General features: G+C 63.3%; 11 protein-coding genes. 5 read left to right on the top strand and 6 right to left on the bottom strand.

Translation table 11 applies throughout. From position 1 onward, the window contains the following. From JQ641_RS16755 to hutI, 6 genes are all read right to left on the bottom strand, one after another. The gene (locus tag JQ641_RS16755) at nt 1–930 is read right to left on the bottom strand and encodes a Gfo/Idh/MocA family protein (protein WP_211997085.1); all 930 of its coding nucleotides are present in this window, start codon (nt 928–930) and stop codon (nt 1–3) included. 39 nt (nt 931–969) lie between these two features. Continuing rightward, complete coding sequence (locus tag JQ641_RS16750) at nt 970–1,902, bottom strand: dihydrodipicolinate synthase family protein (RefSeq protein WP_211997084.1); 933 nt, start codon at nt 1,900–1,902, stop codon at nt 970–972. Nucleotides 1,903–1,920: 18 nt separating this feature from the next. Continuing rightward, on the bottom strand, nt 1,921–2,643 hold the full coding sequence (locus JQ641_RS16745; RefSeq protein WP_211997083.1) for a FadR/GntR family transcriptional regulator: 723 nt from the start codon (nt 2,641–2,643) through the stop codon (nt 1,921–1,923). A 219-nt stretch (nt 2,644–2,862) separates the two neighbouring features. Further along, on the bottom strand, nt 2,863–4,533 hold the full coding sequence (gene hutU / locus JQ641_RS16740; RefSeq protein WP_211997082.1) for a urocanate hydratase: 1,671 nt from the start codon (nt 4,531–4,533) through the stop codon (nt 2,863–2,865). A gap of 59 nt (nt 4,534–4,592) precedes the next feature. Next, nucleotides 4,593–6,152: a histidine ammonia-lyase gene (hutH, locus tag JQ641_RS16735; protein WP_211997081.1), complete on the bottom strand. Its 1,560-nt coding sequence runs from the start codon at nt 6,150–6,152 to the stop codon at nt 4,593–4,595. Beyond that, the gene (hutI, locus tag JQ641_RS16730; protein ID WP_211997080.1) at nt 6,149–7,363 is read right to left on the bottom strand and encodes an imidazolonepropionase; all 1,215 of its coding nucleotides are present in this window, start codon (nt 7,361–7,363) and stop codon (nt 6,149–6,151) included. Before hutI ends, hutH begins: the two co-directional genes overlap by 4 nt. 89 nt (nt 7,364–7,452) lie before the next feature. Here hutI and JQ641_RS16725 point away from each other — a divergent pair, with 89 nt between their 5' ends. From JQ641_RS16725 to JQ641_RS16705, 5 genes are all read left to right on the top strand, one after another. Next, entirely contained in the window at nt 7,453–8,811 is a 1,359-nt protein-coding gene (locus JQ641_RS16725; RefSeq protein ID WP_211997079.1) for a formimidoylglutamate deiminase, read from the top strand. Continuing rightward, nucleotides 8,808–9,551 (top strand): histidine utilization transcriptional repressor HutC, encoded by a 744-nt coding sequence (hutC, locus tag JQ641_RS16720; protein ID WP_211997078.1) that lies wholly within the window; start codon nt 8,808–8,810, stop codon nt 9,549–9,551. Before JQ641_RS16725 ends, hutC begins: the two co-directional genes overlap by 4 nt. 115 nt (nt 9,552–9,666) lie before the next feature. After that, complete coding sequence (locus JQ641_RS16715) at nt 9,667–10,611, top strand: ABC transporter substrate-binding protein (RefSeq protein ID WP_211997077.1); 945 nt, start codon at nt 9,667–9,669, stop codon at nt 10,609–10,611. Nucleotides 10,612–10,697: 86 nt separating this feature from the next. Next, nucleotides 10,698–11,471: an ABC transporter permease gene (locus JQ641_RS16710; RefSeq protein ID WP_211997152.1), complete on the top strand. Its 774-nt coding sequence runs from the start codon at nt 10,698–10,700 to the stop codon at nt 11,469–11,471. Then, the gene (locus JQ641_RS16705; RefSeq protein ID WP_211997076.1) at nt 11,468–12,253 is read left to right on the top strand and encodes an ABC transporter ATP-binding protein; all 786 of its coding nucleotides are present in this window, start codon (nt 11,468–11,470) and stop codon (nt 12,251–12,253) included. Before JQ641_RS16710 ends, JQ641_RS16705 begins: the two co-directional genes overlap by 4 nt. The last annotated feature ends 20 nt before the right edge of the window (nt 12,254–12,273 follow it).

The raw sequence follows: 12,273 nt of genomic DNA, 5'->3' as shown, positions 1-12,273 counted from the left end.
TCATACCTCGATGAATGGTTCGACGTCGCGGCGCCGGCCGAGCATGAAGCCATCAGCGACATGGACCAGCGGCGACAGATCGACATCGGACGCACCGCTTGCGATCAGTTCGACGAAACGCCGATAGATGCCGCGATACTCCGCCTGCTTTTCGTCAACCAGGACATGGCCATCATGCGAGAGATGGCTGCCACCGGAAGAGAGCGTCAACCGCCCGGCATCGGTCTCGACCCGGATGTCCCAGGTCTGCGGGCCGGTCTGGCGCCAGTCGAACTCCGCCCGGATCGGAAGCCCCGTCTCGTCCGAAAAGACGAGATCGGCCGCGATCGGCGCCGCGCGATTGCGCGGGAAGGACAACTCGGCCTCCGTCAGAAAGAACGGCCGCGGCAGGATGCGGGTCAGGATCGAGAGCGCGTTGATGCCGGGATCGAACACGCCAAGTCCGCCCGGCTCCCAGATCCAGGCCTGGCCGGGATGCCAGACTCTGACATCCTCCTTCCATTCAACAACAACGGATTTGATCTGGCGGCCAGCGAGGAAAGCGCGCGCGGGTTCGACGGCCGGCGCAAAACGCGAATGCCAGGTTGCAAACAGCGTTCGTCCGGTTTGCCTGGCCGCAGCGACCAGCGGATCGAGTTCACTGATAGTGGCGCCCGGCGGCTTCTCGAGCAGCACATGCTTGCCGGCCTTCAACGCAGCCGCCGCCTGCGCATGGCGCGCCTGGGGCGGCGTGCAGAGCGCAACGGCATCAATATCGAGTTTGGCGCCCAGCAGTTCGTCGAGCGTCGCAAAATGCACGATCCCGTCGATCGAAGCATTGCGGCTGGCGATCGCCGCAAGTTCGATGCCGTCGGTGCCTGATATCGCCGGGATATGCTGATCCCTGGCGATCTTGCCGAGGCCGACGATGGCAATGCGAATGGTGGTCACGTCAACTCTTCTCGACGTTCGAGGAACGATGTCAGCGGCTCACTTGCCCCAGCGCAGCACGAGCGGATTCAGCGGGCGCGCGATTTCGATCAGCCCGGCCCGAACGGCCGGATGCAGCGGCTGGAGCGGAAGCCGGACGGTTTCGTGTCGGATGACGCCGCCTTCCTTCATCAGCGCCTTGCATGCGATCAGACCGCACTGACGGTTTTCATAATTGATCAGCGGGAGCCAACGTTCATAGGCTGCAACCGCTTCGGCGCGTCGGCCGGCGAAATACGGATCGGTGATCTGGCGAATGCCGTCGGGATAACCGCCGCCGGTCATGGCGCCAGTCGCACCGGCATCGAGGTCGGCCATCAGCGTGATCGCCTCCTCGCCGTCCCACGGACCTTCGATCGCCGCGCCACCGAGCACGATCAAATCGCGCAGCTTGGCGGCGGCCTGCGGCGTCTCGATCTTGAAATAGGCGATGTTCTCAAGCTCGCGCGCCATGCGGGCGAGAAAGGCCGCCGACAGTGCCGTGCCGGCGACCGGCGCATCCTGGATCATGATCGGAATCGAGATCGCATCCGAAACGGTGCGGAAAAACTCATAGATGGCGTTTTCCCCGACCCGGATGGTCGCGCCATGATAGGGCGGCATCACCATCACCATGGCGGCGCCCGCCTGCTGGGCTCGCCGCGAACGTTCGGCGCAGATGTGCGAAGCAAAATGCGTGGTCGTGACGATGACGGGGACGCGTCCCGCAACATGCTTCAATACGGCGTCGAGCACCGTGTCACGTTCGGCGTCGGTCAACACGAACTGCTCGGAGAAGTTGGCGAGGATGCACAGTCCCTGCGAGCCGGCATCGATCATGCAATCGACGGCACGTTTCTGGCCGTCGAGATCGAGCCGGCCGTCGCCGTCGAACACCGTCGGGACGACCGGAAACACGCCTCTATAAGCTCGCTCGACGGTGGAACCTGCCATAACCATTCTCCGCTTTCCTTAGCCAGCCGCGCCGTGACGACGCAGGCCGTTGAAGATGACTTCCTTCATCGCCGCGGAAGCCGCCTCGGCATTCCGCTCGGCGATTGCGTCGACAATTCGTTCGTGGGCTGCGATGGTGAGTTCGCGCTCCCGCTCCTCGGTCGGCGCGCTCAGCCGAAACGACGCGCGCAATGCCGCCTCGATCACGGCACCGATCGATCGCATGAACGGGTTGGCCGAACTGGTCGCGATGTCGAGGTGCAGCCGAAGATCGGCGTCAGCAAATTCAATTGAATCAGAAGCAAAGCTGCGCATTTTGGCAATGCTGTCGCGCAGCTGAGCGATCGCATCATCCGCCCGTCGCTCGGCGGCGAGGGCCGCGGCATGCGGTTCGACGGCGAGGCGAATGTCGGCGAGATCACGGAGAAACCGCTTGTCGATCCCGGCTTCGAGGTGCCAGCCGAGCACGTCGGGATCGAACATGTTCCAGGCCGAACGTTCCCTGACCCGCGTGCCGACGCCCGCCTTGGCGTTGAGCAATCCCTTGGCGGACAACGTCTTGACGCTTTCACGCAATACGGTGCGCGAGACGTCGAACATGGCCGTCAGCTCCGCATCCCGCGGCAAGCTGGCGCCTTCCGGATAGCGGCCGACAATGATGTCGATCCCGATCGTCCGGGTCACTTCAACCTGGCTGAAATGACCGCGGCCTGGCGCAATCACAACCCGGTCGGACCTCATGACAGGTCTTTGAGTGTCATGGCTGGTTTCGCTCCCTATGCGGACCGTCCCGCCTCTTCGGGCAAGATCAAGCTGGCGCGATGTCCCCCATGCCACACCCTGCAGGCCTTGTATAGCATATTATCATATTAGTATGACTTTCTTGTTCCGGTCGACCGCATCGTCCCGGTTTCCGCTCGCTACCGAAAGCGGGCATCGTGCCTCAGTGAGGACTCCGAGCTACGACGTCAGGCTAGGCAGATCGAGACCGTTGATCCCTGCACACTCGATCGCGCTCTCATATCCAGCATCGGCATGGCGCATGACCCCCGTCGCCGGGTCATTCCAAAGCACCCGCTCGAGGCGGCGCGCAGCTTCCGGCGTACCGTCAGCGACGATCACCATGCCGGCGTGCTGCGAATAGCCGATACCGACGCCGCCGCCATGATGCAGCGAGACCCACGTGGCTCCGCTCGCACAATTGAGCAGCGCATTGAGCAGCGGCCAGTCGGACACCGCATCCGAGCCGTCGCGCATCGCTTCGGTTTCGCGGTTCGGGCTCGCCACCGAGCCGCTGTCGAGATGATCGCGACCGATCACGATGGGCGCCTTCAGCTCGCCGCTTGCCACCATTTCGTTGAACGCGAGACCCAACCGGTGGCGATCGCCAAGTCCGACCCAGCAGATCCGCGCCGGGAGGCCCTGGAACTTGATCCTCGCGCGGGCCATGTCGAGCCAGTTGTGCAGATGCTTGTCGTTAGGCATCAGCTCCTTGACCTTGGCATCGGTGCGGAAAATGTCTTCGGGATCCCCCGATAGCGCCGCCCACCGGAATGGTCCGACGCCTCGGCAGAACAGCGGACGGATATAGGCCGGAACGAAGCCGGGGAAATCGAACGCGTTCTTCAATCCCATGTCCTTCGCCATCTGGCGGATGTTGTTGCCGTAGTCGAGCGTCGGAATGCCCTGGGCGTGGAAATCCAGCATGGCCTGGACGTGGCCGACCATGGAGGTTTTGGCCGCCGCCTCCACCGCTTTCGGGTCGGCCTCGCGCTTCGACGCCCACTCCGCGAGCGTCCATCCCTTCGGCAGATAACCGTTGATCGGATCGTGCGCGCTGGTCTGGTCGGTGACGATGTCGGGCCTGACGCCGCGGCGCACCAGCTCGGGAAAAATATCCGCGGCATTGCCGAGCAAGCCGACCGAGACCGGCTTTTTGCTCTGCGCCGCCTCCGCCATGATCGCGAGTGCCTCATCGAGCGTGGCGGCCTGACGGTCGAGGTAACCCGTGCGCAACCGCATCTCGATGCGGCTCGGCTGGCATTCGACCGCGAGCATCGACGCACCGGCCATCGTCGCGGCAAGCGGTTGGGCGCCGCCCATTCCACCGAGCCCTGCGGTCAGGATCCACTTGCCGGCGAGGCTGCCGCCGTAATGCCGTCGGCCCACCTCGACAAAGGTCTCGTACGTCCCCTGCACGATGCCCTGACTGCCGATGTAGATCCAGGAGCCGGCGGTCATCTGGCCGAACATCATCAAGCCCAGCTTGTCGAGTTCGTTGAAATGATCGAGCGTTGCCCAATGCGGCACGATGTTCGAATTCGCGATCAGCACGCGCGGCGCATCAGCATGGGTGCGGAAAATTCCAACCGGCTTGCCCGATTGAACGACCAGCGTCTGGTCGCCTTCCAGCTTGCGCAGTGACGCAACGATCCGGTCAAAGCTGTCCCAGTCGCGGGCTGCGCGGCCAATGCCGCCATAGACGACGAGTTCGCTCGGCCGTTCAGCAACGTCAGGATCTAGATTGTTCATCAGCATCCGCAGCGGCGCTTCGGTGAGCCAGCTCTTGGCGCTGATCTCGGACCCCTGCGGCGATCGGATGATGCGGTCGTTGTCCAGTCGGCGGTTCATGACAGATGACCTTTCTCGGCAAGTCTTGTTGAGGCAAGTCTTGTTTAGGTAAGTCTTGTTCAGGCAAGCATTGGAAACGGGTTGTTGTTGAGAATCGAAATCGCGGCTGGTGGCAATGCACCGGCTGCGACCAGCGCCGTTGCTTTCGCAATGTCGTCGGCCATGTAGCGATCGCCACCGAGCGCCGGTACTTGCTCGCGCAGCGTAGCAATCACCGCGGCAAGTGCGGGGCTGGTCGTATGCGGCGCGCGCAGCCCGATGCCCTGCGCCGCCACCAGCAGCTCAATGCCGAGAATGGTCGCAAGATTATCCGCCATGTCGGATAACCGGCGCGCGGCGTGCGCGGCCATCGACACATGGTCTTCCTGGTTGGCGCTGGTCGGTGTCGAATCGATCGAGCAGGCCGCGGCACGTTGCTTGTTCTCGGCATAAAGTGCGGCCGCCGTCACTTCGGCAATCATGAAGCCGGAATTGATGCCGGGATCCGGGGTAAGGAATGGCGGCAGACCAAAGTTCAGCGCAGGATCAACCAGCGTAGCGATGCGCCGTTCACTGATCGCGCCGATCTCCGACAAGGCCAGCGCAATCTGGTCAGCGGCGAACGCGACCGGCTCGGCGTGAAAATTTCCACCCGAGACGATCTCTCCGCTCTCTACCAGCACCAGCGGATTGTCGGTGACCGCGTTGGCCTCAATCGTCAATGTGCGGGCGGCTTGCGTCAGGAGATCAAGCGCGGCGCCGGCCACTTGCGGCTGGCAGCGCAGGCAATACGGATCCTGCACCCGCTCGTCGCCTTCCAGATGCGAGTTCCTGATGTCGCTGCCATCAAGCAAGGCTGTCAGCGCCGCCCCGGCGGCGATTTGCCCGGCATGTCCGCGCAATTGCTGGATCTCGGCGCGAAACGGCGCCGTCGAAGCCATCGCCGCATCGACCGACAACGCGCCGGTCACCAGCGTCGCGCAGAGCAGGCTATAGGCTCGCAACAGTCCGGAAATGGCATAGGCCGTCGAAAACTGCGTGCCGTTGATCAAAGCGAGCCCTTCCTTCGGCCCGAGCGTCACCGGCGAGAGGCCGGCGGCGGTCAGCGCATCAAGGCCGGGCACGACCTTGCCATCCATGAGTGCCTGCCCCTCACCGATCATGACGGCGGTCATATGCGCCAGCGGTGCCAGATCGCCCGACGCGCCCACCGATCCCTGCTGCGGCACCAGCGGATAAACGCCCCGCGCCAGCATGGCCTGCAGTTGCTCGATGATGTCGCGGCGAACACCTGACGCTCCCCGACCCAGAGAGACGATCTTCAGCGCCATCATGAGGCGCACGATCGGCTCCGGCGTCGGCGCCCCTACGCCACAACAATGCGATACGATCAGGTTTCGCTGCAGCAGCGTCGTCTGGTCCGGAGGAATTCGCTTCGACGCCAGTTTTCCGAACCCGGTATTGATGCCGTACGCCGGAACGTCAGCGCCCGCGGCCTTCGCAACGATGGCCGAAGCCGCCTCGACGCGGGGCCAGAACGATGGCTCGAGCACGACGGCCGCGCCAGCAAGCACCTGCGCCAGATCGTCGAGGCCAACCCTGCCGGGCGAAACAACAATGGATGCGACGCGGTCGCTCATCGTCCCCTCCAAACCCTTGTGTGCAACGGGTTGAAGCCCATCCGGTAGACGAGCTCGGCGGGCCGTTCGATATCCCAGATCGCCAGATCGCACCATTTGCCTGTTACGAGCGTGCCGGTCTCATTGAGAATGCCGAGTGCGCGTGCCCCTTCCCGCGTCACACCGGCGAGGCATTCGGCAACAGTCATCCGGAACAGCGTCGCGCCCATATTCATGGCCAGCAGGAGCGAGGTCAGCGGCGAACTGCCGGGATTGCAGTCGGTCGCGAGCGCCATGTTGACGCCGTGGGCACGGAACAGTTCGACCGGCGGTTTTGTGATTTCGCGAATGAAATAGAACGCGCCCGGCAGCAGGACGGCCACCGTGCCAGCCCGCGCCATATCAGCGGCGCCGGCTTCATCCGTGTGCTCCAGATGATCGGCGGACAGAGCGGAGAATTCCGCAGCAAGGGCCGCGCCGCCGAGGTTCGACAGTTGATCGGCATGCAGTTTGACCGGCAGTCCCAGCGCCTTGGCCGCACGAAACACCCGCGCCGTTTGTTCGCCCGAAAAAGCGATGCCTTCCATGAAGGCGTCGACGGCGTCCGCAAGTCCGGCCTGCGCCACCGCCGGCAGCATCTCACGGCAAACAAGCTCGATGTAGCGATCCTTGTCGCCATCGGCTTCCGGAGGCAGTGCGTGCGCGCCGAGAAACGTGGTTCGGATGCTGACTGGGCGGTCGCGCCCTACCGCACGCGCAGCTGACAGCTGCCGCATTTCGGTTTCGGTGTTGAGCCCGTAGCCGGACTTGATTTCGACCGTCGTCACGCCCTCACCGATCAGCGCATCTAACCGCGGTAGCGCACCGGCAACGAGTTCAGCCTCGCTGGACGCCCGCGTCGCGGCGACCGTCGAGACAATGCCGCCGCCCGCGCGCGCGATCTCTTCGTAGCTTGCGCCCTGCAGCCGCAGCTCGAACTCATGGGCGCGGTTTCCACCGAACACCAGATGGGTATGACAATCGATCAGTCCCGGCGTGATCCAGCGCCCCGCACAATCGATCCGCTCAGCCGCATCGGCGTCAGATGGAAAATCGGAACGGCTGCCGGCAAAGACGATGCGGCCATCCCGCGCGGCGATCACGCCCTGCTCGATCAGGCCGAGGTCGGGCAGATCCTCCCTGATGGTGGCGAGCCGGGCATTCTTCCAAATTCGATCAAAGCGCTCGGCCATGCAGCATTCCCTCAACGGCAGAAGCTTGACGGGACGATATGTCTATACATATTATCGTGCCGGTGTTCTGTCCAGCCGGTTTGGAAAACATGTCCACTCTGCATTTCGCGTCAGCGCTGCTCCCATCCGGGTGGGCCGATGACGTGCAAGTCGTTGTGAGCAATGGGATCATCACCAAGGTTACCGCCGGCGCGGCGCCGGAAGCCGAAGATGAACGCCACCAGCTGGCCATCCCGGGAATAGCGAGCCTGCATAGCCACGCGTTCCAGCGCGGCATGGCGGGCCTTGCCGAAACACGCGGCAATACCGCCGATACCTTCTGGACATGGCGCGAGACGATGTATCGCTTTGCGCTTGATATGACCCCCGACGATGCCGAAGCCGTCGCAACGTTGCTCTATGTTGAGATGCTGGAGCAAGGTTTTACGCGCGTCGGGGAATTCCACTATCTCCATCACGACCACGACGGCACGCCCTATTCCAATCCGGCCGAGATGACGACGCGAATTGCGCAAGCCGCCGAGGCCACCGGCATCGGACTCACCCTGCTGCCGAGTTTCTACGCGCACAGCTCCTTTGGTGGCGCCCCGCCCCATGCCGGCCAGCGCCGGTTCATCTGTTCGGTCGACCAGTTTGCCAAACTGATTGACGCTACAAAGCGGGCCCTTCGCGAATTGCCCGGGGCCAACGTCGGTATCGCTCCGCACAGCCTGCGCGCCGTGACGCCGGACGAACTGGCGGCCATCGTGCCGTTGGCCGAGGGCGGGCCGGTCCATATCCACGCCGCCGAACAGACCAAAGAAGTAGAGGAATGCATCGCGTGGTCGGGCCGGCGGCCGGTCGAGTGGCTGCTCGAACATACAGCCGTTGATCGGCGCTGGTGCCTGATCCATGCGACGCACACCACCGCGACCGAGATCGCCGCGCTTGCCAAAAGCGGCGCCGTCGCAGGGCTCTGCCCGATCACCGAAGCAAGCCTTGGCGACGGCATTTTTCCGGCGCGCGAATTCCTCGACGCAGGCGGCCGTTTCGGCGTCGGCACCGATTCCAACGTCCTCGTCGGCGTCGCCGACGAACTGCGCCAGCTCGAATATGGCCAGCGGCTCAAACACCGCGAGCGCAATGTGTTGTCCGGCGGTCCAGGTATTTCGACCGGACGGGCGCTGTTCGACGCCGCGCTGGCCGGCGGCGCCCAGGCGCTCGCACAACCGACCACAGGAATTCTGGCAGGCGCGCGCGCCGATATCGTCACGCTCGACACCGCGCATCCCTCGCTCGCCGGGCGCCGCAGGGATGCCGTCCTCGACGGTTGGATTTTTGCGGCCAATGCTGATGCCATCGACTGTGTCTGGGCGGGCGGCAGCAAGCTCGTTGAAGGCGGGCATCACCGGCTTCGCCAGAAGGCGCGCGAGACCTTCAATGCGGCCGTGCGAAGGCTCGTCGCATGAGCCTCTCGATCGATCGCGACAAACACCAGACAGCCGACAAGCCGACGCTGTACAAGCAGATACGCCTCGACATCGAACGGCGCATCCTGACCGGTGAATGGCCGCCGGGTCACCGCATCCCGTTCGAACACGAACTCATGGCGCACTATGGATGCGCGCGAATGACCGTGAGCAAGGCCCTGTCGGAACTGGCGCAAGCCGATCTCATCGAGCGGCGGCGGCGGGCCGGCACCTTTGTACGCCGTCCCAAATTTCTGTCAGCAGTCCTGACGATTCCCGACATCCGAGCGGAGATCACCGCGCTCGGCCGCAGCTATGGCTATCAGCTGATCCAGTGCTTGCGCCGCGCTGCAAATGCCGCCGACCGCGCGCGTCTCGGTGTGCGGAAAACCGGGAAAGTGATCGCGATTGCCTGTCGTCACAGCGCCGATGGCGTGCCGTTCGCGATCGAGGACAGGCTGATCGATCTCGACGCGGTGCCTGAAGCCGCCACGGCCGATTTTGCGGTCGAACCGCCCGGCACGTGGTTGCTTCACCATGTCCCATGGACGGAAGCAGAGCATTCGATCAGCGCTATCGTGGCCGACGACAAGGCCGCAGCCGCACTGGACATTGCGATCGGTGCGCCCTGCCTCGTGATCGACCGCCACACCTGGCGCAGTGCACGGACACTAACGGCCGTGAGGCTCGTTTATCCGGGCGAGTCCCACAAGCTGGTTGCCCGCTTCAAGGGCGGCTGAGAGGGATATCAATGCGCATAGGGTCCGGCACAATTTATGCAACAGCAATAAACAAAGCAGCAACGCTGCACAGACGAGCAAGACGCCATCCATGAACCAGAAAAGGGATACAGCCATGCTTAGTTTTAGAGTATTCGCCGCCACCGCCGCTCTCCTGGTGTCGGCACCAGCCGTCGCGCAGGACGTAAAGGTCGGCATCGGCATCTCGGGATGGACCGGCTTTGCACCGCTCACGCTCGCAAACCAGGCGGGCATCTTCAAGAAGAACGGCCTCGACGTGACGATCAAGAAGATCCCGCAAAAAGATCGCCACCTGGCCATTGCGTCAGGTGACATCCAATGCGCGGCGACCACGGTGGAAACCTGGATTTCCTGGAATGCCAATGGCGTCGCGACCAAGCAGATCTTCCAGCTCGACAAGAGCTACGGCGCTGACGGCATGGCCACACGAAACGACGTCGCCGCGATCAAGGATCTGAAGGGCAAGACGGTCGCTGCGTCCGCACCCGGCACCGCCCCCTATTTCACCCTGGCCTGGATGCTCAAGAAGAATGGTCTCAAGGTCAAGGACGTGACGGTGGTGAACCTGGAGCCCGCCGCGGCCGCCCAAGCCTTCGTGGCCGGCCAGAACGATGCCGCGATGACGTATGAGCCTTACCTCTCGACGGTGCGTGCCGCGCCGGACAAGGGCAAGATCATCGCCACCACGCTCGACTATCCGATGATCATGGACACGTTCGGCTGCACGCCGAAATTCCTGACCGACAATCCGAAAGCCGCGCAAGCGCTGGCTGACAGCTATTTCGAGGCCGTGGCGCTGATCGAAAAAGACCAGGCCAAGTCGTACGAGATCATGGGCTCGGACGTGAAGCAGTCCGGCGAGCAGTTCGGCAATTCGGCAAAATACCTGCGCTGGCAGGACAAGGCTGCGAACCAGAAATTCTTCGCAGGCGAGTTCCAGGTTTTCACCAAGGAAGCCGGCGAGCTGCTGCTCGAGATCGGTATCATCAAAGCGATCCCGAAGACCGAAGACCTCTTTGACGCGAGCTTCATCAAGTAGACCAGGCGACGCCGCGACGGTCCCGCTTCGCGATCTGGAAGCGGGACCTTTCGCGCACTGCGCTCCGCCTTGAGGATTAGCCTTTGATAAGACCCCTCGATCCCGTGACATCGAAGCAGCGCGTGGCCTATGGCTTGGCGTTCTTCGTGCTGTTCGTTGCCCTGTGGGCATGGGCCACGTTTGGAGGCTACGTCTCGAAAACGTTTCTCGCCAACCCGCTGACCATGTTGCAGGAAGGCTGGGAACTGCTGATCAAGCACGGCTTCCTGTACGATATCGGAATGACGATATGGCGGGTGATCGGCGGTTTTGTTCTCGCGGCCATCATCGCGGTGCCGCTCGGTGTGCTGATGGGCGCTTACAAGCCGATCGAGGCTTTTCTCGAGCCGTTCGTTTCGTTCGCCCGTTACCTGCCCGCCTCGGCTTTCATCCCGCTGTTGATCCTGTGGGCGGGCATCGGCGAACTGCAGAAGCTGCTGGTGATTTTCATCGGCTCGGTGTTCCAGATCATCCTGATGATCGCCGTCAACGTCGGCAACACGAGGCGCGATCTCGTTGAAGCCGCCTATACGCTGGGTGCCGGCGACAGCGGTATCATCCGCCGCGTCCTGCTGCCGTCGTCCGCTCCCGAGATCGCGGAAATACTCCGGCTCGTTCTGGGGTGGGCGTGGACCTACGTCATTGTCGCCGAACTCATCGGCTCATCCTCGGGCATCGGCCACATGATCACCGACAGCCAGGCGCTGCTCAACACCGGGCAGATCATCTTCGGCATCATCGTCATCGGGCTAATCGGCCTCATCTCGGACTTCCTGTTCAAGGCCTTCAACGCCTGGCTGTTTCCGTGGAGACTGGCGTGACCACGCTCAAGATCGATCAGGTCTCGCGCACCTTCCCTGCGCGCCAGGGCAATGCGCCGACACGGGCGCTGGAGCCGACCAATCTCGACGTCGGCAACAACGACTTCGTCACCATCCTTGGGCCCTCGGGCTGCGGAAAATCCACGCTGCTGCGCATCATCGCCGGGCTCGACCGGCCGACCAGCGGCCGCGTCGTTCTCGACGGGCAGGAGGTAACGGGCCCCGGCGCGGATCGCGGCATGGTGTTTCAGTCCTACACGCTGTTCCCGTGGCTGACGGTGCGCGAGAACATCGCGTTCGGGCTGCGCGAGCGCGGAATTTCCGAGGCCGAACGCGGCAAGATCGCCGATGGATTTATTCAACGGGTCGGCTTGTCCGGCTTTGAAAATCACTGGCCGAAGCAACTCTCCGGCGGCATGCAGCAGCGCACGGCGATCGCGCGTGCGCTTGCCAACGATCCGAAGATCCTGCTGCTCGACGAGCCGTTCGGCGCACTCGACAATCAGACCCGCGTGCTGATGCAGGAAATGCTGCTCGGCATCTGGGAGCGCGATCAGAAGACCGTACTGTTCGTCACCCATGATATCGAGGAGGCCATCTTCCTCGGCAGCCGCGTCATCGTCATGAGCGCCCGCCCGGGCCGCATCAAGACCGAGATCGCGGTCGACCTGCCCCACCCGCGATCCTACAAGATCAAGACCGCGCCCGAATTCGTCCAGCTGAAGGAACGGCTGGTGGAGGAGATCCGAGCCGAGGCATTGAAGGTGGCGGTTGACGCCTGACGGACGTTCGCTGCCTTGCT

The sequence above is a fragment of the Bradyrhizobium sp. JYMT SZCCT0180 genome (assembly GCF_018130165.1).
GTDB lineage: Bacteria > Pseudomonadota > Alphaproteobacteria > Rhizobiales > Xanthobacteraceae > Bradyrhizobium.
This window is presented reverse-complemented; position numbering and strand designations above follow the sequence as displayed.